20 protein-coding genes are annotated in these 25,209 nt (G+C 61.4%); 10 read left to right on the plus strand and 10 right to left on the minus strand.

What is annotated here, in order from left to right; translation table 11 throughout:
- Nucleotides 1–17 precede the first annotated feature (17 nt).
- Both BMZ46_RS16630 and BMZ46_RS16635 read right to left on the minus strand, forming a co-directional pair.
- Entirely contained in the window at nucleotides 18–296 is a 279-nt protein-coding gene (locus BMZ46_RS16630) for a helix-turn-helix domain-containing protein (protein WP_039765075.1), read from the minus strand.
- Nucleotides 293–1,645 (minus strand): HipA domain-containing protein, encoded by a 1,353-nt coding sequence (locus BMZ46_RS16635; protein WP_074689897.1) that lies wholly within the window; start codon nucleotides 1,643–1,645, stop codon nucleotides 293–295. Before BMZ46_RS16635 ends, BMZ46_RS16630 begins: the two co-directional genes overlap by 4 nt.
- A gap of 240 nt (nucleotides 1,646–1,885) precedes the next feature.
- Between BMZ46_RS16635 and BMZ46_RS16640 the strand changes: the two genes are divergently transcribed.
- Both BMZ46_RS16640 and BMZ46_RS16645 read left to right on the plus strand, forming a co-directional pair.
- Nucleotides 1,886–4,843 carry an autotransporter outer membrane beta-barrel domain-containing protein gene (locus BMZ46_RS16640; RefSeq protein ID WP_074689895.1) on the plus strand — a complete coding sequence of 986 codons (2,958 nt, stop codon included), beginning with the start codon at nucleotides 1,886–1,888 and terminating at the stop codon, nucleotides 4,841–4,843.
- Nucleotides 4,844–5,121: 278 nt separating this feature from the next.
- Entirely contained in the window at nucleotides 5,122–6,510 is a 1,389-nt protein-coding gene (locus tag BMZ46_RS16645; RefSeq protein ID WP_305955811.1) for an autotransporter domain-containing protein, read from the plus strand.
- 103 nt (nucleotides 6,511–6,613) lie between these two features.
- Here BMZ46_RS16645 and oadA read toward each other — a convergent pair whose 3' ends face one another.
- Together oadA and BMZ46_RS16655 are read right to left on the minus strand one after the other, a co-directional pair.
- Nucleotides 6,614–8,422, minus strand: coding sequence for a sodium-extruding oxaloacetate decarboxylase subunit alpha (gene oadA / locus BMZ46_RS16650; RefSeq protein ID WP_039765069.1), 1,809 nt, complete (start codon nucleotides 8,420–8,422; stop codon nucleotides 6,614–6,616).
- 11 nt (nucleotides 8,423–8,433) lie between these two features.
- Nucleotides 8,434–9,849 (minus strand): acetyl-CoA carboxylase biotin carboxylase subunit, encoded by a 1,416-nt coding sequence (locus tag BMZ46_RS16655; RefSeq protein ID WP_007954255.1) that lies wholly within the window; start codon nucleotides 9,847–9,849, stop codon nucleotides 8,434–8,436.
- A gap of 190 nt (nucleotides 9,850–10,039) precedes the next feature.
- Here BMZ46_RS16655 and BMZ46_RS16660 point away from each other — a divergent pair, with 190 nt between their 5' ends.
- Nucleotides 10,040–11,002 carry a LysR family transcriptional regulator gene (locus BMZ46_RS16660; protein ID WP_039765068.1) on the plus strand — a complete coding sequence of 321 codons (963 nt, stop codon included), beginning with the start codon at nucleotides 10,040–10,042 and terminating at the stop codon, nucleotides 11,000–11,002.
- Here BMZ46_RS16660 and BMZ46_RS16665 read toward each other — a convergent pair.
- From BMZ46_RS16665 to BMZ46_RS16675, 3 genes are all read right to left on the minus strand, one after another.
- Entirely contained in the window at nucleotides 10,944–11,150 is a 207-nt protein-coding gene (locus BMZ46_RS16665; protein ID WP_074689891.1) for a PA3496 family putative envelope integrity protein, read from the minus strand. The genes BMZ46_RS16660 and BMZ46_RS16665 overlap by 59 nt on opposite strands.
- 108 nt (nucleotides 11,151–11,258) lie before the next feature.
- The gene (hexR, locus tag BMZ46_RS16670; RefSeq protein WP_007954250.1) at nucleotides 11,259–12,125 is read right to left on the minus strand and encodes a transcriptional regulator HexR; all 867 of its coding nucleotides are present in this window, start codon (nucleotides 12,123–12,125) and stop codon (nucleotides 11,259–11,261) included.
- Nucleotides 12,126–12,275: 150 nt separating this feature from the next.
- Complete coding sequence (locus BMZ46_RS16675) at nucleotides 12,276–15,149, minus strand: GGDEF domain-containing phosphodiesterase (protein WP_074689889.1); 2,874 nt, start codon at nucleotides 15,147–15,149, stop codon at nucleotides 12,276–12,278.
- A 259-nt stretch (nucleotides 15,150–15,408) separates the two neighbouring features.
- Here BMZ46_RS16675 and uvrD point away from each other — a divergent pair, with 259 nt between their 5' ends.
- The 4 genes from uvrD (at nucleotide 15,409) to BMZ46_RS16695 (ending at nucleotide 19,781) form a co-directional block, all read left to right on the plus strand.
- Nucleotides 15,409–17,592, plus strand: a complete 2,184-nt coding sequence (gene uvrD, locus BMZ46_RS16680; RefSeq protein WP_007954248.1) for a DNA helicase II — start codon at nucleotides 15,409–15,411, stop codon at nucleotides 17,590–17,592.
- Between the two features lie 148 nt (nucleotides 17,593–17,740).
- On the plus strand, nucleotides 17,741–18,181 hold the full coding sequence (locus BMZ46_RS16685) for an EamA family transporter (RefSeq protein ID WP_064379739.1): 441 nt from the start codon (nucleotides 17,741–17,743) through the stop codon (nucleotides 18,179–18,181).
- Between the two features lie 175 nt (nucleotides 18,182–18,356).
- Nucleotides 18,357–19,235: a Tim44 domain-containing protein gene (locus tag BMZ46_RS16690; RefSeq protein ID WP_039765060.1), complete on the plus strand. Its 879-nt coding sequence runs from the start codon at nucleotides 18,357–18,359 to the stop codon at nucleotides 19,233–19,235.
- 138 nt (nucleotides 19,236–19,373) lie between these two features.
- Nucleotides 19,374–19,781, plus strand: coding sequence for an SMI1/KNR4 family protein (locus tag BMZ46_RS16695; protein ID WP_007954245.1), 408 nt, complete (start codon nucleotides 19,374–19,376; stop codon nucleotides 19,779–19,781).
- Nucleotides 19,782–19,802: 21 nt separating this feature from the next.
- Here the strand turns inward: BMZ46_RS16695 and BMZ46_RS16700 are convergent, their stop codons facing one another.
- A complete protein-coding gene (locus BMZ46_RS16700; RefSeq protein WP_074689887.1) occupies nucleotides 19,803–21,566 on the minus strand; it encodes a cation:proton antiporter in 1,764 nt (587 codons plus the stop codon).
- Between the two features lie 282 nt (nucleotides 21,567–21,848).
- Here BMZ46_RS16700 and BMZ46_RS16705 point away from each other — a divergent pair, with 282 nt between their 5' ends.
- Nucleotides 21,849–22,331, plus strand: a complete 483-nt coding sequence (locus BMZ46_RS16705) for an acyl-CoA thioesterase (protein ID WP_003229693.1) — start codon at nucleotides 21,849–21,851, stop codon at nucleotides 22,329–22,331.
- Between the two features lie 117 nt (nucleotides 22,332–22,448).
- Here the strand turns inward: BMZ46_RS16705 and pdxY are convergent, their stop codons facing one another.
- Complete coding sequence (pdxY, locus tag BMZ46_RS16710; RefSeq protein ID WP_039765058.1) at nucleotides 22,449–23,321, minus strand: pyridoxal kinase PdxY; 873 nt, start codon at nucleotides 23,319–23,321, stop codon at nucleotides 22,449–22,451.
- Nucleotides 23,322–23,438: 117 nt separating this feature from the next.
- Here pdxY and BMZ46_RS16715 point away from each other — a divergent pair, with 117 nt between their 5' ends.
- Nucleotides 23,439–23,852, plus strand: coding sequence for a DUF3301 domain-containing protein (locus BMZ46_RS16715; protein ID WP_039765057.1), 414 nt, complete (start codon nucleotides 23,439–23,441; stop codon nucleotides 23,850–23,852).
- A gap of 1 nt (nucleotide 23,853) precedes the next feature.
- Here the strand turns inward: BMZ46_RS16715 and BMZ46_RS16720 are convergent, their stop codons facing one another.
- Entirely contained in the window at nucleotides 23,854–24,825 is a 972-nt protein-coding gene (locus BMZ46_RS16720; RefSeq protein WP_074689885.1) for a CobW family GTP-binding protein, read from the minus strand.
- A gap of 25 nt (nucleotides 24,826–24,850) precedes the next feature.
- Here BMZ46_RS16720 and BMZ46_RS16725 point away from each other — a divergent pair, with 25 nt between their 5' ends.
- Complete coding sequence (locus BMZ46_RS16725) at nucleotides 24,851–25,207, plus strand: NADH:ubiquinone oxidoreductase (RefSeq protein WP_074689883.1); 357 nt, start codon at nucleotides 24,851–24,853, stop codon at nucleotides 25,205–25,207.
- The last annotated feature ends 2 nt before the right edge of the window (nucleotides 25,208–25,209 follow it).

The raw sequence follows: 25,209 nt of genomic DNA on the forward strand, positions 1-25,209 counted from the left end.
CTAAGCGGGTTGCGGGTTCAGCTGTTGTTTCGCCGAACCCGTACCACGCCCATTTTCAGCCCGAACGGGCGGAACACGGCATTCAGGGATTTCAGTGTCTGATTACCCTCGCCGTGTTCGATGTGCACCAGCGTGCGTACCGAAATCTTGCACATCTTTGCGAACTGGGTCTGATGCAGCCCGGTCACCTCCACGCGTAAACGGCGAACGGCTTCACCGATTTCTACGGTTCCTTCAGCCAGCGCTTCTTGAATGCTTTCGATGAGCACGGTTCGCTCGACGACGGTCATGCTCATTTCAGATCCCACTCTTTCAATCGTTGCTCCAGGTTTTTCAGGTGGACGCCCGGATGATTCATCGTCCGGTCAGGCAAACCGCTGGCGCTCAAAATGTCGGGCAACTCGGCCAGGCACTGCGCATCTTCACGCAGGCGCTCGAAAGATTCCGGCGCGTCGGACAACCCTGCCAAGGGGTCATCCGGATCGGAAATATCCGCCAATGCGCGACAAACCCCTCGCCAATCGACATCTCCCGCCCTCTCCAGCTCTTTTGGCCATTTGGTCGTGCGGGTCACACCTTCGGCATCCATGACCATGGGGGCCAGGTCATAAATGGGGGCCAGACGATACGAGCCCTCGTCACGAATGATTGCGGTATTGCGACCGTGGTTATCCGAGTTGCCAAGAATCTTGTTGATCAGGTCCCGACGTAAATAGTCCGCCACCAGTGCCGGAATCTGATCCGCTTGCCCCGCATTGCGCCAGAGCTCGGCGAGCATGCGAATGACTTCCATATGGTTCATCGCGCTTCCCGGCGTCGTCACTTCGGCCAACGAGTAAATCGACTCCACGGCAAAACGCTCTACCCCACGGCTCGTCACCTGGCGATCAAAACGCTGCATCCACAAGCTGGGTTTGTTCGCTTCCTCTAACGCCAGACCTTCTGCCGCGACGGTTTCGATGCCCAGTGCCTGAAGCGCCTGGTAGTAGTGGAATTCGCTGCGCAGGATGTCTTGATCGGTTTGACTTCCCTTATTCCGGGCGAACTTCACAAACCAGTGCTGATGGACGTTTTCATCATCCAGCACGGCATCGGGGTACAAAAGACCGGCATGATCCTCGGCCAGGAGAATCTTGGGAGCCTCACCTCCGGCCCCAGTCGCCCCACCAATCGCAGCTCCCATTTCATAGGCATATTCAAGGAAGCGGTGGTCACGGCTGACGACCTCCTGACGCTGAAACCCGATGGGCTTGCGCTCGTCGACAGCCTCGGCCGACTCTTTTATCCGCATGTTGCCGATCGGAGCCGGAGTGCAGCGACCGAGCAGGTAAAGATCGGCACTGATGCCTGCAGGTTTCTCCTGCCCAAGACGTGCGAGAAGAAACCTTTTAGCGGCGCCTGCCGGCGCGATGTCATGCACGAATGCAGGGGTGATGGATCGCCGGCCTTCCCAATCAAGGGGCAACAGCGCACTCACGGCCTTGGAAAAAGGCGAGCCGATAGCCTCAATGTTTTCGACCAGATACGCCGACTCGTAGCCAAAACTGCAGCGGCTTTCGAAGCCTTTTTCGGGCGAGTCGAAACTCAACACCATCGCGTCATGCCATTTGCCGGCGTCGAATATCTGCAATGTCAGGTTGTGCATGCGGCTCTCATCTGCAATTAAATGCATTAATGCGGTCGTTTGGTGAACTACAAGTGCAATATAGTGCATTTAAGAAGATAGAGAGATTCATTAATCTGCAATAAAGTGCAGATTAAGAAATAAAACCTCGAAATAAACGCAAAATAATGCGGATGCCGCTGAGTTCGCCACGGACATCATTCTGTAAAAACCCTCCGCTATACAGGACGCCCCGCTTATAACAAAAAGGACGTTCTGCCCATGCCCTTCCCGCCCCAGCGACTGTCGTTTGCCATTGCCCTGCTGATCGCCACCAGCGCCGCCCACGGCAAGACCGTGCAGATCGACACCGCCACCACCGCGTCGCAAACATTGGGCGGTAAAGACACACTGACGATTTCGGCGCCGGGCAGCATCACCAACAGCGGCAAGGCTGTGAGCCTCAAGGACGGCACCAGCGGCGTCGGTGTGATCATCGATAACGCAGGCAAGATCATTTCTACCGGCGGACGGGCCATCGACAGCAGCGGCGACCTGACCCAGGCGCGCAACTACGCGATCTACAACCGCAGCGGCGGGCAGATTCTCGGTTCCAACGACTCGATTCGCATCGACAGCAACTTTGTCAGCGGCAGCCTGTTGATCGACAACAGCGGCACCATTCGCTCGACCACCGGCCAAGGCCTGGATCTGGACGCGCTGCGCAGCGACGGGGTAAAAACCACGATCATCAACCGCGCGGGCGGGCTGATTCGTGGCGACGCCAGCGACGGCATGAAAACCGGCGCCAATGCGACCATCAGCAACTACGGCGAGATCTCCACCGGTGACTCGCACAACGCCGACCAGAAGTTCGACGGCATCGATATCGACACCGCGACCGGCGTCAGCGTGACCAATTACGGCGTGATCTCCGGTGGCCGCCATGGCATCACCACCGACCTGGGAGCGACGCTGGTCAACTACGGGCAGATCACCGGGCGCAACGGCTCCGGTTTCGGTTCCGATGGCGACGGCACGGTGATCAACCACGGCACCATCACTGGCGCGTATTCCGGGCTGCAACCCAATGGTGACGGCGACGGCGTGGACATCGACAACATCGCTCACATCGAAAACTACGGCACCATTCAGGGCGTCGGTGCCGGCGGTGTGGACAAGGGTGGTTTCGCCAATGGCAGTGAAGGCATCGCCCTGGGCGGCGGTTACATTCTCAACGCCAAGGATGCACTGATCAGCGGCGCCAACAGCGCGATTCTGGTGGATGACGGCAGCGGCGGTTCGGGGCTGGCGGCCACCACGCTGGAGAACTACGGCACTATCCAGGGCCTCGACGGCTTCGGCGTGAAATTCGTCGGAGAGTTCGCCGACAGCGTGATCAACGGCGGCACGATCAGCGGCAGCAACGGCCTGGCGCTGGACCTGGGTGGTGGCAATGACAGCCTGACCCTGCGCAGCGGCAGCCGCTTTGTCGGCGTGGTCGATGGCGGCAGCGGTTACGACCGCGTAGTGATGGATGACGCAGCCGGCGGCAGCTTCGGTGCCAGCCGCAACTTTGAATGGCTGGAAGTCAAGCAAGGCGCCTGGACGCTCACCGGCAGCGGCGACTTCAGCGACGGCGGTGCCGTGCGCAACGGCGCCACGCTGATCAACCAGGGCGGTATCGCCGGCAACCTGACCGTGGACGCCGGTGGTGTGTATGCGGGTGGTGGTTCGGTGGGCAACCTCAACGTGAATGGCACGTTGCGCACCGACACCCGCCTCGGCACCGCGACCATCGTGCACGACTTGAACATGGGCAGCGCATCCACCCTCGCCTACGGCGTCAACGCCGATGGCAGCAGCGCGCCGGTCCAGGTTGGCGGCACGGCCAACCTCAACGGCGCAACGCTGGCGGTCAATCCCGGCAGCGGCACTTATCCGTGGCAGAGCCATTACACGGTGCTGCAGGCAGCGCGGGTCAACGGCACGTTCGGCGCGGTCACCAGCGACTACGCGTTCCTCACACCGACCCTCGCTTACACGCCAACGCAGGTCGACCTGACTTACACCCGCAATGACGTGGCGTTCAATGAATTCGCCGCCACCGGCAACGGCAGCAATGCCGCCAACAGCCTGGCCTCGATCGGCAAGAACAATGCGCTGTACAACGCCCTGCTCAACACCACGCAATCCAGCGCCGGCGCGGCCATCGAGCAACTGGCCGGCGCCAGCAACGCCAACCTCACCAGCGCCACTCTCGGCGCCAGCAGCCAGGTCGGCAGCAGCATGCTCTCGGCCATGCAGCAAATGGGTGGCAGTCCCGGCATGATGGTCGGTCTTGATCAGCGTGATACGCCGATCCTCGCGGCTAACGGCGTTCCGTCAGAAGCGCGAAACCTTAATGACCCGAACGCTCGGGGCCGGCTCTGGCTGCAGGCCATCGGCGGCTACGGCAAGCTGGATGGCGAACACGGCAGCAGCGGTCTGGAACAGCGCACCAAGGGCAGCGTGCTCGGTGCCGACTGGGCACTCAATCCACAATGGCGTCTGGGCGTGCTCGGCGGCTATTCGAAGACCGACCTGGACGCCACCGGTGTCGACGGCAATGTCGAGAGCTGGCACGCCGGTGTTTATGCGCTGCATCAAAACGGCCCGCTGGCCCTGCGCCTCGGCGCGGCTTACAGCGGCCATCAGGGCGAAAGCAAACGCACCATCGCGTTCAATGGTTTCAGCGATCGCCCCAAAGGTGATTACGACGCCGACAGCCAACAAGCCTTCGCCGAACTCGGCTATGCCATGGGCAGCGGCCGACTGAGCGCCGAACCGTTCGCCAGCCTCGGCTACCAGCGCTATCACCGCGAGCGCTATCAGGAAAAGGGTGGCGCGGCGGCCTTGCAGGTCGACAGCCAGACCCAGGACAACTTCAGCAGCACCTTCGGTGTACGCCTGGCGCACCTCAGCTCGCTGGACAATGGCATGAGCCTCACCCCGCGCATGGCCGCCGGCTGGAAGCACACCTATGGCGATGTCAGCAGCTCGACCCGTCAGGCCTTCGTCGTGGGTGGCACGGCGTTCAACGTCGATGGCAGTTCACTGGATCGTGACAGTCTGGTGCTGGAAGCAGGGCTGGATCTGGGCATTTCCGCGCGGCATACGCTGGGGCTGGGATACAGCGGCGAGATTGGCAGCAACAGCCGTAATCACGGGTTGATCGGGCAGTGGCAGATGAGTTTTTGAGATTTCGCCAATCCGGATTTCAGCGGGAGCTGTAGGTAAAGGCGTCTGGTCGATCGGGTAATCATGGCGGGTTCATTACCTGCCAGCGCTCGGGCTACAAAAGCAGACGTCATCGCCTGCACACGGTTCGGAATTGCCCGGCATCGGCGCACCGGCATCGACTTTTACAGTTTGGCCTCATTTCACCTGAGGCGAACGGAATGCCCATCCAATGCAAATACAAGCTCCAACATCTTGTCCTGGCGGTCGCGCTGGTAGTCGGTTGCGTGGAGTTTTCTATGGCAGAGCAGTCGGAGCCCGACGCGCCCGTCGTGGACGAAGTGAAACCCAAGCCTGCGCGCAAGAAGAAAGAAAAACCTGCTCCGCCCAGTCTCGCTCCAGAGCCACTGCTTGCAGAAAGTATCGCTCCGACGCCAGAAACATTTCCGGTCAGCACTGAGATTCCAGCGGCACCCCTTCCTGCACCCGATGACATTCCCTCCGAGAAAGTCGCCACGACGCAAAGCGGCAGCGCACTCAAAGAAAGCCTGGAAAAACCAGCGCCCTTACCGGAATCGGTTCTGGCCGAAACGTCCGCAGCTCAACAAACCGAAGTGGTAGACCAGCCGCCGTCAACGGATTCCCCTCTACCTCCGGGGAACGCAGCCATCGAAGCCCTGCTCGCTGCCGACGAAACCACGGCCGCCCTTGCCCTCGATCAACTGGCCGGCGGCAGCAACGCCAACCTCGCCAAGGCCACCTTGAGCAGCGTCACACCGGTCAGCGCCAGCCTGCTGTCGGCCATGCACCAACTCGATAACCTGCATGACAACCAGCCAAACGCACCGCGCCACGCGGCCGGAAACGCCGAGAGCGGCCGGGTCTGGCTGCAGGCCCTCGGCCATAGCGGGAAACTGGATCGCGATGTAGAGCCCATGCAGCATTCCACCAAAGGGCTGCTGCTCGGTGCGGACTGGCGCCTCGACGAAGAATGGCGCCTGGGTTTGATGGGCGGCACCTCCGACACGCGCATGGACAGCAAGGAACTGGACGGCAACCTCGACAGTTGGCACCTCGGCGCCTACGCCTTGCGCCAAACTGGCCCGTTGTCACTCCGGTTCGGTGCAACCTGGAGCCGCCATGAAGGCAGCACGCGCCGTGAAGTTGCGTTCGGTCGCTTCCACGACCGGCTCAAGGGCAACTACCAGGCCAGCACCCAGCAAGCGTTCATCGAGTCGGGATACAACCTGGGTCGGGCCAACGTCAGCATCGAGCCGTTTGCCGGCCTCGGTTATCAACGCTACCATCGCGACGGCTACACCGAGAAAGGCGGGGCGGCGGCGCTCCGGGTGGGTGATCAATCCCAGGGCAACTTCAACACCACCGTCGGCCTGCGCATGGCGAAAGTCAGCACGCTGGATAACGGCATGCGCCTCACGCCACGACTCAGCGCGGGATGGAAACATGTTTACGGCGAGACCGACACTAGCACCCGGCAACGTCTGGTCACCGGCGGCCGTGACTACACCGTTTATGGCGCAGAGCTGGACCGCAACAGCCTGACGCTGGACACCGGGCTTGATCTGACCGTCTCGGCCAATCACACACTCGGTGTTGGCTTGTCGGGTGAGATCGGTACCGACAGCCGAAACCATGGTGTATCGGGCCAGTGGCGAATGGCGTTCTGAGTCCGGACTGGCTGCTGCCGCAGGTTGCGGCAGCACTTCGAAAGCAAAAAAAGGGGAGCACATGCCCCCCCGAGGTTTAAAGCGTTGTATCGAGGCTGTTATCTCAGCCTTCGATCTCGATCAGGATTTCGCCCGGGTTCACCCGGTCGCCCTTGGCAACGTGAATGGCGGTGACCTTGCCGGCAATCGCAGCCTGGACTTCGGTCTCCATCTTCATCGCCTCAGTGATCAGCACGGCCTGGCCCGCCTTGACGGTGTCGCCTTCCTTGACCAGCACATCGACGATGTTGCCCGGCATGGTGGTGCTGACGTGACCCGGTGCCGAAGCCTGCTTGCGCTTGCTGCTGCCGCCGCCGACGAATTCGTTGAGTGGTTCGAACACCACTTCTTCCGGCATGCCGTCGATGGACAGGTAGAAGTGACGCTTGCCTTCAGCCTTGACGCCGACACCGGTGATGTCCACGCGGTAGGTTTCGCCGTGAACGTCAATGACGAACTCGGTCGGTACGCCTTCGCCGCCGGCCGAAGCCACCTTGCCCGCTTCCGGGATCGGCAGCAGCACTTCCGGGGTAAGGGTGCCGGCGGCACGCTCTTCGAGGAACTTGCGGCCGATGTCCGGGAACATGGCGAACGTCAGCACGTCTTCTTCGGACTTGGCCAGTGCGCCGATATCGGCACGCAGCTTGGCCATTTCCGGCTTGAGGAGGTCGGCCGGGCGTACGTCGATCACCTCTTCGCTGCCGATGGCCTGACGACGCAGCTTCTCGTTCACGGTGCCAGGCGCTTTGCCGTAACCGCCTTGCAGATAGAGCTTCACCTCGTTGGTGATGGTCTTGTAGCGCTCGCCGGCCAGCACGTTGAAGAACGCCTGGGTGCCGACGATCTGCGAAGTCGGGGTCACCAGCGGCGGGAAGCCGAGGTCTTCACGCACGCGCGGAATCTCCGCCAGCACTTCGCCCATGCGGTTCAGAGCCCCCTGCTCTTTCAGCTGGTTGGCCAGGTTGGAAATCATCCCGCCCGGCACCTGGTTGACTTGAACACGGGTATCGACGGCGGTGAATTCGCTTTCGAACTGGTGGTACTTCTTGCGCACGGCGTAGAAGTACAGACCGATCTCTTGCAGCAGCTCCAGGTTCAGACCGGTATCGAACTCGGTGCCCTTGAGCGCAGCAACCATCGATTCGGTGCCAGGGTGGCTGGTGCCCGAAGCAAAGCTGGAGATCGCGGTGTCGATGTGGTCGGCACCGTTTTCAATGGCCTTGAGCTGGCACATCGCTGCCAGGCCAGCGGTATCGTGGGAGTGGATGAACACCGGCAGCGACTGTTCGGCTTTCAGTGCACGTACCAGTTCACCGGTCGCGTACGGAGTCAGCAGACCGGCCATGTCCTTGATCGCCACCGAGTCGCAACCCATGGCTTCCATTTGCTTGGCCTGGGCAACGAACGCATCGATGGTGTGCACCGGGCTGGTGGTGTAGGCGATAGTGCCCTGGGCATGTTTGCCGGCAGCTTTCACCGCTTCAATGGCCACGCGCAGGTTACGCACGTCGTTCATTGCGTCGAAGATGCGGAACACGTCGATGCCGTTGACCGCGGCCTTGGCGACGAACGCTTTGACCACGTCATCGCTGTAGTGGCGGTAGCCCAGCAGGTTCTGCCCGCGCAGGAGCATTTGCAGACGGGTGTTGGGCAGCGCGGCGCGCAGTTGGCGCAGACGCTCCCACGGGTCTTCTTTCAGGAAACGCACGCAGGCGTCGAACGTCGCGCCGCCCCAGCACTCCAGCGACCAGTAGCCGACTTTGTCGAGCTTGTCGCAGATCGGCAGCATGTCTTCGGTGCGCATACGGGTGGCGAGCAGCGATTGGTGGGCGTCGCGCAGGATGGTGTCAGTAACGAAGATCTTCTTGCTCATTCTTGTATTCCTCACAGGCCTGCGTGGGCGGCGATGGCGGCGGCGATGGCCAGGGCCAGCTCTTCGGGTTTGCGCTTGATCGAGTAGTTGGTCAGTTCAGGGTGGCTTTCAACGAAGCTGGTATTGAACTGGCCGCTACGGAATTCCGGGTTGCGCAGGATTTCCTGGTAGTACGCGGCGGTGGTCTTCACGCCTTGCAGACGCATGTCGTCGAGGGCGCGCAGACCACGGTCCATAGCCTCTTCCCAGGTCAGCGCCCAGACCACCAGTTTCAGGCACATCGAGTCGTAGAACGGCGGGATGGTGTAGCCGGTGTAGATCGCCGTGTCGGTGCGCACGCCAGGGCCGCCGGGGGCGTAGTAGCGCGTGATCTTGCCGAAGCTCGGCAGGAAGTTGTTCTTCGGGTCTTCCGCGTTGATCCGGAATTGCAGGGCAAAACCGCGATGCTGGATATCTTCCTGCTTCACCGACAGCGGCAGGCCGGAGGCGATGCGGATCTGTTCGCGGACGATGTCGATCCCGGTGATTTCTTCGGTGATGGTGTGCTCCACCTGCACCCGGGTGTTCATCTCCATGAAGTACACCTCGCCCTCGGCGAGCAGGAACTCCACGGTGCCGGCGTTCTCGTAACCCACGGCCTTGGCTGCACGCACCGACAGGTCGCCGATGTAGGCGCGTTGTTCCGGGGTCAGTTGCGGGCTCGGGGCGATTTCGATCAGCTTCTGGTTGCGACGCTGGATCGAGCAGTCACGTTCGAACAGATGAACGACGTTGCCGAAACTGTCGCCGAGGATCTGCGCTTCGATGTGTTTCGGATTGACGATGCATTTTTCCAGGAACACTTCCGCCGAACCGAAAGCCTTGGTGGCTTCGGAAATGACCCGAGGGAAATTCTGTTCGAGTTCTTCGCGGCTGTTGCAGCGACGGATACCGCGACCGCCACCACCGGAAGTGGCCTTGAGCATCACCGGGTAACCGATGCGGTCGCCCTCGCTCAATGCTTCCTCGATGCCGGAGACGTTGCCTTCGGTGCCCGGCGTGACCGGCACACCGGCCTTGATCATGCTACGGCGCGCTTCGGTCTTGTCGCCCATGCGGCGGATGACTTCCGCCGACGGGCCGATGAATTTGATCCCGCGTTCGGCGCAGATGTCTGCCAGCTCGGCGTTTTCCGAAAGGAAACCGTAGCCGGGGTGCAGCGCATCGCAGCCGGTTTCCACGGCCAGGTTCACCAGCTTGCGCGGGTTCAGGTAACCGGCCAGCGGCTCGGCACCAATGCTGTGGGCCTCGTCCGCACGCTTCACATGCAAGGCATGCCGGTCGGCGTCGGAATAGATCGCGACCGAGCGGATGCCCATCTCGGCGCAGGCACGCACGATTCGTACGGCAATCTCACCACGGTTGGCGATCAGGATCTTTGTTATCACTTGGAGGTTCCCTTGAGCCGGTGGCACCACGACCTGCTAGACCCAGGTCGGCACGTGACCAAATGTTTCAATCTGGTCTCGGCTCCACACTAGCGCTGACAAGGGATTAACAAAAATGAATAAAAATTGGGTCAGGCATAAGTAAAGACTTATAGTCATCGCATCAGCCAATGGCCAGAGTCGTTAGAAAATGCGTAAGTCCTTGATGCGTATGACATTGCGTCAATTGCAGATCTTCAACGAAGTGTGTGATTTACGTTCCTACAGCCGAGCGGCCGAGGAAATGTCGCTCACACAACCGGCCGTCAGCCTACAGATTCGTCAGCTCGAAGAACTGATCGGGCAGCCATTATTCGATTACGTCGGCAAAAAACTCTACATGACCGAAGCGGCCGAAGCACTTCAGCGCGCCAGCCGGGACATCTTTGGCCGACTGGAAAACCTCGACATGCAGCTGTCGGACATGCAGGGCTCGCTGCAGGGCCAGTTAAAGCTAGCGGTGGAATCCAGCGCCAAATACTTCGTGCCGCACCTGTTCGCGGCGTTCAAGCGCCAGCATCCGGAAGTGAACCTGCAGCTGACGGTGGTCAACCGCGGCCAGGTAATCCGCCGGCTCTCCGATAACCGCGACGATCTGGTGATCATGTCGATGGTCCCGCAGGACATGGGTCTGGAGTTCCTGCCGTTCCTCAACAACCCGATCGTCGCCGTGGCGCGGCCGGATCATCCGCTGGCGCACATGGGCCCGCTGCGCTTGCAGGATCTGGAGCCTTACACCTTGCTGATCCGCGAACCCGGTTCGGGTACGCGGCTGGCCTGCGAGGAGTATTTCAAGGAGAAGCGCGTGCACTTCACCCAGACCCAGGAAGTGGCGTCGGCCGAAGCCCAGCGTGAATGCGTGGTGGCGGGTCTGGGCCTGGCGCTGTTGACGCGCCACGCCCTGAACCTGGAGCTGGCGACCGGCGGCCTGGTCGAGCTGCCGGTCGAAGAGTTGCCGCTGTTTCGCAGCTGGTGCCTGGTGCAAGCCAAAGCCAAACGGCTGTCACCGGTGGCGCACGCCTTCCTGGCGTTTATCCGCAGCGAAAGGGTGCAGATCAGCGCACTGGTTGAGCGCTTCGACGGGAAGCTGCCGGCGCTGCCTGCCAGTGATTGATGTCCTCGGGAAAATCGCCGATTTCGGCCTGAAGCTGGCGAAGTTCGAAGCGATCTTCGATGGCGCGGCGAAACTCCATGCGGCGCTGGTCTTCCTGCTGACGACGGGTTTTCGCGGCGCTGTTGCGTTCTTCGTAAGGCTGAGCCATTTCGAGTCTCCCAAGGCGATTACGGGAGTTTCACGATAGGCGCAAGGGATGACGGTTTGGCTTCGACGGGGTTACAGACAGATGAAGATTGCCTTCACCCCATCACTATCAGTCATCCAGCGCTTTCACCGATTTTGGCGACAGCCGCAAGCTGCGCAGGCTGCGCTTGACGCTCTTGAGGTGGTTGACCAGGCTCGGCCCGCGCGCCATGGCCACGCCCATCGCCAGCACGTCGATCACCACCAGGTGAGCGATACGCGAAGTCAGCGGGGTGTAGATTTCAGTGTCTTCGTGCACGTCGATCGCCAGGTTGACAGTCGACAGCTCGGCCAGCGGTGTCTGGCTCGGGCACAATGTGATCAGCGACGCACCGCTCTCGCGAACGAGGTTGGCGGTGATCAGCAGGTCTTTGGAACGGCCGGACTGGGAAATGCAGATCGCTACGTCGGTGGGCTTCAGCGTCACCGCCGACATCGCCTGCATGTGCGGGTCGGAATACGCCGCCGCCGTCAGCAGCAGACGGAAGAACTTGTGCTGCGCATCCGCCGCCACCGCGCCCGACGCACCAAAACCATAGAATTCGACGCGCTGGGCCTGGGACATCAACGTCACCGCCCGCTGCAGCTCAAGAGGATCGAGCTTCTCGCGAACCTCCATCAGCGTATGCAACGTGGTGTCGAAGATTTTCAGGCTGTAGTCGGCGACGGAATCGTCTTCATGGATCGCGAACTGACCGAAGCTGGCGCCGGCCGCGAGGCTTTGCGCGAGCTTGAGTTTCAGATCCTGGAAACCGGAACAACCGATGGCCCGGCAGAAGCGCACGATGGTCGGCTCGCTGATGCCGACGCTGTGAGCCAGGTCGGCCATGGAACTGTGCATCACTGCCGCAGGGTCAAGCAGCACGTGGTCGGCGACCTTGAGCTCCGACTTGCGTAACAGGTGACGTGACTGGGCGATGTGTTGCAGCAGATTCAAGGGGCTGGACTCTTGTTATGGAAAGATGTGCTTTGGCCAGATGCCAGGGATGTAGCAAGCTTGTAGTTATACTACATGAATTGGCTTTTTGCCTGCTCAATGCGTAACCGGATCCCCCCGGATCAGGCGACATGCGTTGCATGTAGCCCTTTACAGCGGTTTTTCCTGTTCGCGCAGCAACGCAGCAAGGCCGACCGCCTCCACCGGACGACTGATCAGATAGCCCTGCACCTCATCGCAACCTTCAGCTTTCAGAAACGCCAGTTGCTCGGATCGCTCGACACCTTCGGCGACCACTTTCAGTGACAGCCCATGAGCCATCGCAATGATCGCCCGGGTGATCGCCGCGTCTTCGCTGCCCTCGCCCAACCCGCGAATAAAGGCCTGATCGATCTTCACGTAATCCACCGGAATCCGCTTCAGATAGCTCAGCGATGAATAGCCGGTGCCAAAATCGTCGATGGCCAGTTTCACCCCCAGATCCCGCAACTGCTGGAACGTGGCGATGATGTGTTCGACGCTGTCGAGCAGCTGGCTTTCGGTCAGTTCCAGTTCGAGGTAATGCGGCGCCAGGCCGGTTTCCTCCAGCACTTGGCGCACCAGACTGACCAGTTTGCCCTGGCGCAGTTGATGAACCGACAGGTTCACCGAAACCCGGATCGGCGCCAGCCCCTGACGCTGCCATTCGCACGCCTGCCAGCAGGCCTGACGCAGGACGAACTCGCCGATCGGCCCGATCAGCCCCGTCTCTTCGGCCAGACCGATGAAGTCCCCCGGCGGCACCCGCCCCATGGTCGGATGATCCCAGCGCACCAGCGCTTCCGCCGCGTTGAGACGGCCGGTCCCCAGACACAGCTTCGGTTGATAGAAGACCTTGAGCTGCTTTTCCTCGATGGCTTTGCGCAGCTGGTTTTCCAGTTGCAGGCGCTCCAGCGTGCTGGCCTGCAGAATGTCGGTGTAGAACTGGAAGTTGTTGCCGCCCAGGTGCTTGGCATGTTGCATGGCCATGTTCGACTGACTGACCAGTGCGGAAATCTCCCGGGCGTTATCGGGCAGCATGCTGATGCCCATCGAAGCACTTACTACCAATTCGTGCCCTTCCACGGTCAACGGCAGGCGCAGCTTGCTCGACAGTCGCGTGGCGACCCGCGCCAGGCTCGACAGGTTGCCGTAGGCGTCGAACAGCACCGCGAACTCGTCGCCGGACAGCCGGGCAATGGTGTCGGCCTCCGGCAGAGCATTGACCAGACGCCGGGACATCTTTTGCAGCAACTGGTCGGCAATCTCGTGGCCAAGGCTGTCGTTGAGCAGCTTGAAGCGATCCAGATTGATGTGCAGCAGCGCCAGACTCCGGCGCCCGCCCTGCCGCACGCGCTGATGGGCTTCGTGCAGGCGTTCGCGGAACAGCGAGCGATTGGCCAGACCGGTGAGCTCGTCGTAATGGGTCAGGTAGCGCATGCGCTCTTCGGATTCACGGCGCGCCGACAGATCGGCGAAGAAGCCGACGATATGGCTCACATTTCCCCGACTGTCGCGCACGGCATTCAGTTGCAGCCATTGCGGATACAGCTCGCCGTTCTTGCGGGTTTCCACCAGTTCGCCCTGCCAGCTGCCGTGCTGCTCCAGCGCGTGGCGGATGGCGACGTAATGGCGGCGTGCGTCGCGACTGCACGGCAGTTCGACAACGTTGCGTCCGAGCATGTCGTCGATGTCATACCCGGTGACCCGGCTGAAGGCCTGGTTGATGGCGATCAGCGAATAATTCGGGTCGAGGATCACGATGCCTTCGCTGGCGGCCTCGAACACCGTCGCCGCCAATTGCTGTTGGGCTTCCAGACTTTTGCTGACGCTGATGTCACGGCGGGTGCCAACCATCCGGATGACGCGCCCGCTCTCGTCGCGCTCCACCGCCCGTCCACGGTCTTCGATCCAGACCCAGTGGCCGTCGCCGTGGCGTACGCGGTATTCGATCTGATAATCCTCGGTGCGCCCCTTCAAGTGCTCGGTCAGCGCGCGTTTGAGCGGCGGCACATCATCCGGGTGCAGCCTTGGCCGCAGATGCCTGAGCAGCCCGGTGACGTATTGCGGGTCAAGGCCGAACAGTTCCTGAATCTGTGTGTGGTGAACCTCGTCGGTCTGCAGGTTCCAGTCCCACAGCCCCAGCTCACTGGCCTTCAACGCCAGGGCCAGGCGCGCCTCGCTTTTGCTCAGCGCCTGGTTGGCGACATCCAGCTCTCGGCTGCGCTGGGCGACCCGATCCTCCAACTCGACCTGCGCCTCGCGCAGCTTGCCCTCGGCGCACCGCCGCTGCTCGATTTCCTTCGCCAGCTCCTGATTGAGCTGTTCGCTGCGGGTTTGCGTTTGTTGCAGGTGCTCGATCAGGTGCTGGTTCTGGAAGCGCCGCAGCAAACCGCGATCGATCAGCCGATTGACCTGCCACGCCACCACGCTCAGGGAGCCGAGCAGGATCAGCCCGAGCCAGCCCCAGCCGCGCGCCAGCTCGTCGCCACCCCAGAACAGGTAGCCGATGGCCGGCAGCAGGCACGGCAAGGTAAAGGAAAGAAACGCCGGAATGCTCACGGCGTAGGCCACGCTGGCCGACAGGGTGGCGGCGCCGATCAGGCCGAACACCCAGGCCTGCTGCATGAAGTTGTCGGCCGGGACCAGGGCGATGCCGGCGCCGGCCAGGGTCAGGCCGGTCATGGTCGAGCCGAGCAGGAACATGCGCCCCCAGATCGGCTGGGCCTGGCGATCGGGAATCGCCGAGTCGAACGCGGCGACCTGAATCACCCGCAACGCCACCAGCGACAACAGCCACACCAGCCAGACGCTGACCACGAAGTAACGCTGCGGGCTCCAGAGCAGAGCGGCGCAGACCAGACCGTTGATCAACATGAACAGGGTGGGCAACAGCGAACCCTGATAAAGAAGGCGCGTGCGCTCGACCGCCATCTGGGTGGCGTAAAGCTTGCGGATCACCCGAGGCTCCACGGAGGGGCCCGACAGGTCGAAGCTGAGGGTCATAGGCAACGTTCTTGTTCTTATAAGTGTGAGCATGCGCCCGGAAACGTGGACGGAGCATACACAAGCCGAACCACTTGCCAAACTGCCCCAGATCATAATTTCACCGAAACTTTTCCCCCGCCCAGCCCCCACCAAAGCCCTGAGCTCAGGCGGGCCAACGCCTGTAGCCGGTGACCGACCGGTCGTCATCGGCAGCACTTTCATCGGCTAATGCAAAGCTCGGTTTGCCCGGGCCTGCGGCGCACCCTAGAATGCCCCGATGCGCGATGATCTCTCCCTTCTGCTGAACTCCCTCAACGATGCCCAACGCCAGGCCGTAGCGGCTCCCGTTGGTCGTCAATTGGTCCTGGCCGGTGCCGGCTCCGGCAAAACCCGAGTGCTGGTGCACCGTATCGCCTGGTTGATCCAGGTCGAGAACGCCTCGCCCCACTCGATTCTGTCGGTGACCTTCACCAACAAGGCCGCTGCCGAGATGCGTCACCGCATCGAGCAATTGCTGGGCATCAACCCGGCCGGCATGTGGGTCGGCACCTTCCACGGCCTGGCGCACCGCCTGCTAAGGGCGCACTGGCAGGAAGCCGGGCTGAGCCAGACTTTCCAGATTCTCGATAGCGACGACCAGCAACGCCTGGTCAAGCGGGTGATCCGCGAGCTGGGGCTGGACGAGCAACGCTGGCCGGCCCGTCAGGCCCAGTGGTTCATCAACGGGCAGAAAGACGAAGGTCTGCGTCCGCAACACATTCAAGCCAGCGGCGATCTGTTCCTGGCCACCATGCGCGGCATTTACGAAGCCTACGAGGCGGCATGCCAGCGGGCCGGCGTCATCGATTTCTCAGAACTGCTGCTGCGCGCCCTCGACCTGTGGCGCGACCACCCGGGCCTGCTGGCGCACTACCAGAAGCGTTTCCGACACATTCTGGTGGACGAATTCCAGGACACCAACGCCGTGCAGTACGCCTGGTTGCGTCTGCTGGGCAAGGGCGGCGACAGCCTGATGGTGGTCGGCGACGACGATCAGTCGATCTACGGCTGGCGCGGCGCGAAAATCGAGAACATCCACCAGTACTCTTCCGACTTCCCGGATTCGGTGACCATCCGTCTGGAGCAGAACTACCGCTCCACGGCCGGCATCCTGAAAGCCGCCAACGCCCTGATCGCCAACAACACCGGGCGTCTCGGCAAAGAGCTGTGGACCGATGGCGGTGACGGAGAGGCGATCAACCTCTATGCCGCCTTCAACGAACACGATGAAGCGCGCTACGTTGTCGAAACCATCGAAAGCGCGCTGAAAACCGGCCTGGCTCGCAGCGATATCGCGATTCTTTACCGCTCCAACGCCCAATCGCGCGTTCTGGAAGAGGCCTTGCTGCGTGAACGCATTCCGTACCGCATCTATGGCGGCCAGCGCTTCTTCGAGCGGGCGGAAATCAAGAACGCCATGGCCTACCTGCGTTTGCTGGAAGGTCGCGGCAACGATGCGGCGCTGGAACGGGTGATCAACGTCCCGGCGCGTGGCATCGGCGAGAAAACCGTCGAAGCGATTCGCGACCATGCCCGTCACAGCGATGTGTCGATGTGGGAAGCCATGCGCCAGCTGGTGGCCAACAAGGGCCTGACCGGTCGTGCCGCCGGTGCGCTGGGCGCGTTTATCGAGCTGATCGAAAACCTTGCCGCCAAGTGCGCCGAGATGCCGTTGCACCTGATGACTCAAACCGTCATCGAGCAATCCGGACTGATCGCCTATCACGAAGCGGAAAAAGGCGAGAAAGGCCAGGCCCGGGTGGAAAACCTTGAGGAACTGGTCAGCGCCGCGCGCAACTTCGAGAACACCGAAGAAGACGAAGAACTGACGCCGCTGGCGGCATTCCTCGGTCACGCTTCGCTGGAGGCCGGCGACACCCAGGCCGACGAGCACGAAGACAGCATTCAGTTGATGACCCTGCACAGCGCCAAGGGCCTGGAATTCCCTTACGTGTTCCTGGTGGGCATGGAAGAAGGCCTGTTCCCGCACAAAATGAGCCTGGAAGAGCCTGGACGCCTTGAGGAAGAACGGCGTCTGGCCTATGTCGGCATTACCCGGGCGATGCAGAATCTGGTGATGACCTATGCTGAAACCCGACGCCTGTACGGCAGCGAAACCTACAACAAGGTGTCGCGTTTCGTACGGGAAGTACCGAAAGGCCTGATTCAGGAAGTACGCCTGTCAAACAGCGTCAGCCGACCGTTCGGCGGCAACCAGTCGATGGGCGGCAGCAACCTGTTCAGCGGCAGCGAGATTCCGGAAACCGGCCTGAGCCTTGGCCAGGCTGTCCGTCACTCGATCTTCGGCGACGGCGTGATCCTCAACTTCGAAGGCGCCGGCGCCCAGGCCCGGGTGCAGGTGAACTTCGCCGAAGGCAGCAAGTGGCTGATGCTCGGGTACGCGAAGCTGGAAGCCATTTAAGGGCAGCCCGTCGTTGCTCATCGTTCCCACGCTCTGCGTGGGAATGCATCACGTGACGCTCTGCGTCACTGTGGACGCGGAGCGTCCATGGCGGCGTTACCACGCAGAGCGTGGGAACGATCGGACACGAACACTGGAGGCAACATCCATGGGCTCGGGCTTCTTTTCCTCCTGGACATTCTGGGCCCTGCTCTCGGCCACTTTCGCCGCGCTGACGGCCATCTTCGCCAAGATCGGCATCGAAAACGTCAACTCCGACTTTGCCACCCTGCTGCGCACAATCGTCGTATTGGTCAGTCTGGCCTTGATTTTGTACGCCACGGGCCAATATCAGTCCTTGGGATCGATCTCCGCCAAGAGCTACCTGTTCCTGCTGTTGTCGGGCCTGGGTACCGGCGCTTCATGGTTGTGCTACTTCCGGGCGTTGAAAGTCGGACCGGCATCTCTGGTTGCCCCGGTGGACAAACTCAGCGTGGTCTTCGTGGCGGTGCTCGGTGTGATCCTGCTGGGTGAGAAACTCGACCTGCGCCAGTGGGGCGGCATTGGCCTGATCACCGCTGGTGTGGTGATGCTGGCCTTGCGGCGCTGATCTATTTCCTGCTGAACCTATCTCCTTTTCCTACAGACAAAAGTACATAGCCTTATTGCCCCGACCGAGCTGAACGTAACCTGTCAGGCAAAAGCCCGAAACACTCTCTCGCTAGCCAGTAACACTTCAGCTGTGCAACATGGCGCGCGTGTCTCCACAAACGGGAATTCCCTTTATGAAACGTTTTCTTAGCATCGCCATGGCGTTGTGCATCGGCCTGACGATGAGCCTCGACGCCAACGCCAAGCGCTTTGGTGGTGGCAAAAGCGCCGGCGCTGCGCCGACGCACCAGACCAGCCAGATGGCTCCTTCTTCCCCAGGCATGGGCGGCGCTGCGGCGACCGCTGGTGCTGCCGGTGCCGCGGGCGCTGCGGCCAAGGCCGGCGGTGCTTCGAAATGGCTCGGCCCTCTGGCCGGCATCGCGGCCGGTGGCCTGCTCGCTTCCATGTTCATGGGCGGCGGCTTCGAAGGCATGCAGTTCTTCGACATCCTGATCATGGCCGTGATCGCGTTCGTGATCTTCCGCTTCATCGCCGCCCGTCGTCGCAAGCAGCAGGAGCAGTTCGCTCCGGCCGGCGCGCCGATGCAGCGTGAAGTGTTCGAACAGAAACCAGCAGCCATGGGTTCGATCTTCGGTGGTTCGGCCGCGCCTGCTGCCGCCCGTCCGGTGATCAACGCTCCGGCCTGGTTCAACGAACAGCGCTTCCTTGAAGCTGCCCGCAGCCACTTCCAGGCGCTGCAGCAGCACTGGGACGCCAACGAAATGGACAAGATCGCCGAGTTCGTGACCCCGCAAATGTTCGAGTTCCTCAAGCGCGAGCGCGCGGAACTGGGCGATGCCTTCCAGTCCACCTTCATCGACAACCTCCAGGTACAACTGGATGGCGTGGATGACCGTGCGGACAAGACCATCGCTACCCTGACCTTCAACGGCGTGTCGAAGACTTCGCGTTTCGACCAGCAGGGCGAAGTGTTCAGCGAAAGCTGGAACATGGAGCGTCCACAGGGCGACAACCAGCCTTGGCTGGTCGCCGGTATCCGCCAGAACGGCTGATCACCTCCGACGTTTTACGCGCAGTAATGAAAACCCCGGCCTCGGCCGGGGTTTTCTATTTCGCGGTTGCATCTATAGCGAGCTACTGTATAAACCGCCCCATATAAACCGCGCCATTCAAGCAAGAGGATCCCGGACGTGGAAGAAATCATCGAACAACTGCGCGAAGCCAACGAACCCGTACCGGTTCCTTTGGAATTGCCTGACGAAGACCAGTTGGTGGAAATCGAAGAAGAACTCTTCATCAACATCCCGTTCGTCTTCAAAGAGTTTCTGCTGACCGTCAGTGACGTGGTTTACGGCAGCCTGGAGCCGGTGACCGTCACCGACCCGCAATCCCACACCTACCTGCCGGACGTCGCCGCCAACGCCTGGGATGCCGGCGTGCCGCGCGACCTGATCCCGATCTGCCAGGATGGTGACGACTACTACTGCGTCGAAGAAGACGGCACCGTGGTGCTGTGGTCGGGTGAGGAAGAACTGATCACCGAAGAGTCCTGGGAATCGGTCTGGCACTGGGCGCGGGACGTCTGGCTGGAAAGCTGAAACGCCCCATCCCATGGGTGGTCAGTGCCCCGACGGCTCCTTGTGGTTGTCGAGGGTTTCCAGCAGGGCCACCTGCATCCGCGTGTGCACCCGGATGAACCAGCGCCAGAGCAGCGCCGCCACGGCGGCTGCGACCACGGCGATCAGCACCAGCAACTTGTTGGTCGGCAAGATACTGGCCGACAAGGCTGCCAGCAGCAGGAAAATCACCAGCAGCGAGATGATCGGGATCACTTCGGCTATCACCCGGCGCACTCGCTGCGTGTGACGCCCGGCCATTTCCGGCTTCACACCCATCTCCGCCAGTAGCATCGACAGCGACTTGAGCTTGCGATAGGCCGCGATCAGGAACGGCAGCGACACCAGCAACGCCCCACCCCAGATCAACGCCTTCTGCCAGCTCGGATCGCTGATCCAGTCCTGCATCCAGATCGAGAGGCGCCCGGCAAAGAAAGCGCCGGCAAAGAAGATCGCGATCACCAGCGCCAGATTGACCCCGACCTGCAGCAGAATCCGCCGGATCATCGAGGCCAGCATCGCGCCCTCACCCTGCGGCTGAATGCTGCGCAGCCACTCGCCGTACATCCCGAACACTCGACCGACTCGCTGCGGCATGGCGGCAGACAGCTTGATCGACAGCGGATCGGCAGCCCGGATCAGGTACGGCGTCAGCAACGTGGTAATCACCGAAACCGCCACGGCCACCGGATACAGGAAGTTGCTGGTGACCTGCAGGGTCATCCCCAGCGCCGCGATGATGAAGGAGAATTCGCCAATCTGCGAAAGCCCCATCCCGACCCGCAGTGAGGTGCGTCCGTCATTGCCGGCGATAAACGCACCGAGGCCGCAGGACAGCATCTTGCCCAGCACCACGGCAACAGTGATTACCGCGATCGGCCACGCGTATTGCAGAAGGATCATCGGGTCGAGCATCAGGCCGATGGCGACGAAGAAGATCGCGCTGAACAGGTCGCGAACCGGCTCGATCAGGCGCTCGATTTTCAGCAGCTGCCGCGACTCGGCCATGATCGCGCCGATCAGGAACGCCCCCAGCACCATGCTGTACTCAAGCTTGACCACCAACAGGCAGAAACCGAAACACAGGCCCAGCACCGTGATCAGCAGCATCTCGTTGCTTTCGAACTTGGCGACGTAAGCCAGCAGACGCGGCACCAGCAGAATGCCGACCACCAGGGCGACAATCATGAAAAGCGAGAGCTTGCCGACCGTGGAAAACACTTCGCCGGAACTCACCGTGCCGCTGACGGCGATGCTCGACAGCAAGGCGATGATACCGATGCCGAGAATGTCCTCGACGATCAGCACGCCGAAGATCAGCTGCGCAAAGCGCTCGTTTTTCATCTTCAGGTCGTTGAGCGCCTTGACGATGATGGTGGTCGAGGAAATCGCCAGGATCGCACCGAGGAACAGCGAATCCATGGTGTTCCAGTCGAACCAGCGGCCGATTTCGTAGCCGATCCAGATCATCAGGACAATTTCAAGAAACGCTGCGATGAAGGCCGTGGCGCCAACCTTGAACAGCTTGCGCAGGCTGAACTCCAGACCCAGGCAGAACATCAGGAAAATCACCCCCAGCTCGGCGAGTGTCTTGATGGTTTCTTCGTCGTGGATCAGGCCAAACGGCGGCGTGTGCGGGCCGATGATGAAACCGGCGACGATGTAGCCGAGCACTACCGGCTGCTTGAAGCGGTGGAACAGCACGGTCACCACACCTGCGACCAGCATGATCACCGCCAGATCCTGAATAAAGCTGATGGCATGCATGGTGTGGGCTCCTTGAATGACGAGGCTCACGCAGGCATGGGAAATGTCTGGGCGAGCTGAGTAAAAATCCGCTTTGGGTGTAGGAATCGCCCTTGGGGAGGCGCTTTTGCAGGGTAACACCGCGACTTCCGGCTGAAAGGCGGTGCAATATATGGAAACAGATCGCTTCGGGCGTGACGGCGACCAGCTGCCTGGCGTCCCGATATCGGTGCTTTTGAAAAGCGACCAGGCACCCGCAGAGGTGTTTCTTCCAGCAACCCTGCCTTGACCCGTGAGAACGTTATGGAACCCGGAAACGCCCAGCTGTCGATGACGGTACTGATGACCCCCGACATGGCCAACTTCTCTGGCAATGTCCACGGCGGCACCCTGCTCAAATACCTCGACGAAGTGGCCTACGCCTGCGCCAGCCGTTATGCCGGCCGCTACGTGGTGACCCTGTCGGTGGATCAGGTGATTTTCCGCGAGCCGATCCACGTCGGCGAACTGGTGACCTTCCTGGCGTCGGTGAACTACACCGGCAACACCTCGATGGAAGTCGGTATCAAAGTGGTGACCGAGAACATCCGCGAGCGCTCGGTGCGCCACACCAACAGCTGCTTCTTCACCATGGTCGCGGTTGACGATCAGCGCAAACCCGCCGCCGTACCGCCGCTGCAACCGCAGAACAGCGAAGACAAACGCCGCTACATGCAGGCGCAACAACGCCGGCAGATCCGTCAGGAGCTGGAAAAGCGCTATCAGGAAATCAAGGGCGACGCCTGATCAGCCCTTCGATCTACGGCGCTCCGTAGATAGCTTTCGCGAGCAAGCCCGTTCCCACATTTGGAATGCGTTCCTCCTGTGGGAGCGGGCTTGCTCGCGAACGGGGGCAACTCGGTCTTACAGGCTGATCGGCGTAGCCTCGAATTTCACCCGCGGATGCGCAATCCGGTCCTGCGCTCGCACAAGTTGCAGCTCGTAACTGGCGCAGGCCTGGGTTTCCAGCAGCACTTCATGTACCGCTGCTGCGGTGAATTCAAACGCCGCCACCAGGCTGTCACCGAGCAGCACACGCGCCAGGAACAGACCGGACGTCAGATCGCCCACCCCCACCGGCTGACGCGGAAACGCCAGCAGCGGACGCCGCAAATGCCAGCTGCCCTCGGCCGTCACCAGCAACATTTCAAAGCCATCCGCCGGTTTGCCCGGATAATCCAGATGCTTGACCAGCACCGCTTTCGGTCCACGCGCCAGAAGCGCACGCGCCATCGCCAGACAATCGAACAGCGACTGCGGCTTGCGCCCGGAGAAGCTGTCCAGCTCCAACTGGTTCGGGCACATGAAATCCGCAACGGCAGCGGCCTCCTCCAGCAGGAAGTCACTGACTTCAGCAGGAACGCTGCAGCCCTTTTCCGGATGCCCCATCACCGGGTCGCACAGATAAAGGGCTTTCGGGTTGGCCGCCTTGATCCGCTCGATGCCACTGAGAATCGCCCGCCCCTGCGCCGCACTGCCGAGATAACCTGACAGCACCGCATCACAATTGCCCAGCTCACCGATCGCGGCGATGCCCTCGACCAGCTCGGGGATCCGGTGCGGTGCCAGCACTTCACCGGCCCACTGGCCGTACTGGGTGTGGTTGGAGAACTGCACCGTATTGAGCGGCCAGACATTCACCCCGACCCGCTGCATCGGAAAAACCGCAGCGCTGTTGCCGGCGTGGCCGAACACCACATGGGACTGGATGGCGAGCAGATGAGGCGTACGTTTCATTCGGGTTTTTCCGTAAAACGATTGAAATTCAAGCCGCGCAGTATGCGACGAAACGCAGCCTGTACGACAGACCGGCGACGCAGTTAAGCTGACGCCATCATTTGGAGTTTCGTGTTGATGCTCACCCTGGAAAACATTTTCGTGCTGATGCTTTTCGCTGCCGCCGGTGCGTGGCTCTGGCACAACCACGGCTTGCGCGAGCGGGCGCTGGAGCGGGTCAAACAGCATTGCGTGAATGTCGGCGTCGAGTTGCTCGACGGTAACGTGGCGCTGAAGAAGATCGGCCTGATCAAGGACGCCAGCGGTCGGCGACGTCTGGCCCGGGTCTACAATTTCGAATTTACCGTGACCGGCGAAACCCGACATAACGGCACGATCACCCAGTTCGGTGCGCACAGCGCGCAGATCGAACTGGCGCCCTACCCGGCGCCATTTGATGACACACCGCCGGTGGTGGAGGTGACAAAACCGCGTGGTGAAGTGATTGAGCTGAGCCAGTGGCGTCAGGAACACACCAAGTGGAAGCCTTGAATCAGCTCGCCTGAAGCCGACAACGGGCTAGCCCGGCCTGTAATTCACCGACCGCTTGCGGCTCGTCGAAAATCAGCTCGATCCGGGAATCCTTGCGCCATTCACTGGGCAGCCAGCTGAGCTCGGCATTATCCAGCGCATTGGCTGACTGCCAGCCGACCGGGCTGTGAATCACCAGTTTGGCCCGGCGCCAGTTCAGGCTTTTCAGCCATTGGGTTATTCCCGACACATCGAACACCTGGCTCGGATGCCAGCGCCAACCGATGCTCCAGCCACCCTCCTGCGCCTGACTCAGGCAGATCGGCAACGCCGGATCGCTCCAGATGGCCGGAATTTGTGCCAGCCCCTGAGGCACGACCAACTTATCAACACCTGCCTGCGCCTGTACGGCCAGCCCCGGCAGCTCGCTGAGCGACAACATCGCCTGTTGCGTCCAGATCAGTCTGACAGACGGCAACTGTCGGGTGATTCGCTCACGCGTGGGCTCGTCGAGGTTTTCCGCCTTGTTCAACAGCAGCAGGCCTGCACTGGACAAGGTTTCCTGCTGCGCGTCCGGCAGCGGTTTGCCCGCGGCAAGGGCCTGGGCGTCCAGCACCAGCACGCAAGGTTGTATGGCGAGTACGCCTTGCCACGGCGCCTCGTTCAGCTGCTTCAGCAACTGTGCCGGATGTCCGAGCCCGGATGGCTCGATGAACAAGCGATCCGGCCGCGCCTTGCGCAATAAACGCCCCAGACCAATCTGGAAAGGCGCACCGTTCACGCAACACAAACAGCCCCCGGCCACTTCGCCCAGTGCGATACCATCGGCGTCGCGGGTCAACAGCGCCGCGTCGAGCCCGATCTGGCCGAACTCGTTGATCAGCACCGCCCAGCGCTCACCCGCCGGTCGCTGGGCCATGAGCTGGCGGATCAGGCTGGTCTTGCCCGCGCCCAAGGGGCCGGCGATGACGTGGGTGGGAATGTTCTGCAACATGATCAAGGCTTTCTGGAGGTCGAAGATGCGGTGGATGGGATGGTCGTTGCTGCTGACGCTGGTGTCGGCCGAGGTATTGGCACAGGCCTGCGTGGTGCACAGCCAGGCGGAGCGGCTCGACGTGAAGGTCTGCCAGCAGAACCGCAACATCCCGGAAAAACTGTTCAGCGACGGCTTCTGCCAGCCGACCCTGGCCGGGCAGAAAGTCGAGGTTCAATACGTCGACCAGTGCCCCGCCGGCGCGTTCGGCGTGTGCAGCAACGCGCAAGTCGCCAATATGCCTTATCGCCAGGATATCCACTATTACGGCGTGGCCACCGATACGGCGTATTTGCAGCCCTATTGCGAGGCTCAGAGCCAGGGGAAATGGCTCAAGCCCTGAGG

It is taken from the genome of Pseudomonas sp. NFIX49, assembly GCF_900115915.1.
In the GTDB taxonomy this organism is placed as follows: domain Bacteria; phylum Pseudomonadota; class Gammaproteobacteria; order Pseudomonadales; family Pseudomonadaceae; genus Aquipseudomonas; species Aquipseudomonas pharyngis.

Bases quoted from the DNA above. Each gene is read 5' to 3' on its own strand.
- BMZ46_RS16630 (WP_039765075.1), bottom strand. From the start codon at position 296: ATGAGCATGACCGTCGTCGAGCGAACCGTGCTCATCGAAAGCATTCAA.
- BMZ46_RS16635 (WP_074689897.1), bottom strand. From the start codon at position 1,645: ATGCACAACCTGACATTGCAGATATTCGACGCCGGCAAATGGCATGAC.
- BMZ46_RS16640 (WP_074689895.1), top strand. From the start codon at position 1,886: ATGCCCTTCCCGCCCCAGCGACTGTCGTTTGCCATTGCCCTGCTGATC.
- BMZ46_RS16645 (WP_305955811.1), top strand. From the start codon at position 5,122: ATGGCAGAGCAGTCGGAGCCCGACGCGCCCGTCGTGGACGAAGTGAAA.
- oadA (WP_039765069.1), bottom strand. From the start codon at position 8,422: ATGAGCAAGAAGATCTTCGTTACTGACACCATCCTGCGCGACGCCCAC.
- BMZ46_RS16660 (WP_039765068.1), top strand. From the start codon at position 10,040: ATGCGTAAGTCCTTGATGCGTATGACATTGCGTCAATTGCAGATCTTC.
- BMZ46_RS16665 (WP_074689891.1), bottom strand. From the start codon at position 11,150: ATGGCTCAGCCTTACGAAGAACGCAACAGCGCCGCGAAAACCCGTCGT.
- BMZ46_RS16675 (WP_074689889.1), bottom strand. From the start codon at position 15,149: ATGACCCTCAGCTTCGACCTGTCGGGCCCCTCCGTGGAGCCTCGGGTG.
- uvrD (WP_007954248.1), top strand. From the start codon at position 15,409: ATGCGCGATGATCTCTCCCTTCTGCTGAACTCCCTCAACGATGCCCAA.
- BMZ46_RS16685 (WP_064379739.1), top strand. From the start codon at position 17,741: ATGGGCTCGGGCTTCTTTTCCTCCTGGACATTCTGGGCCCTGCTCTCG.
- BMZ46_RS16690 (WP_039765060.1), top strand. From the start codon at position 18,357: ATGAAACGTTTTCTTAGCATCGCCATGGCGTTGTGCATCGGCCTGACG.
- BMZ46_RS16700 (WP_074689887.1), bottom strand. From the start codon at position 21,566: ATGCATGCCATCAGCTTTATTCAGGATCTGGCGGTGATCATGCTGGTC.
- BMZ46_RS16705 (WP_003229693.1), top strand. From the start codon at position 21,849: ATGGAACCCGGAAACGCCCAGCTGTCGATGACGGTACTGATGACCCCC.
- pdxY (WP_039765058.1), bottom strand. From the start codon at position 23,321: ATGAAACGTACGCCTCATCTGCTCGCCATCCAGTCCCATGTGGTGTTC.
- BMZ46_RS16715 (WP_039765057.1), top strand. From the start codon at position 23,439: ATGCTCACCCTGGAAAACATTTTCGTGCTGATGCTTTTCGCTGCCGCC.
- BMZ46_RS16720 (WP_074689885.1), bottom strand. From the start codon at position 24,825: ATGTTGCAGAACATTCCCACCCACGTCATCGCCGGCCCCTTGGGCGCG.
- BMZ46_RS16725 (WP_074689883.1), top strand. From the start codon at position 24,851: ATGCGGTGGATGGGATGGTCGTTGCTGCTGACGCTGGTGTCGGCCGAG.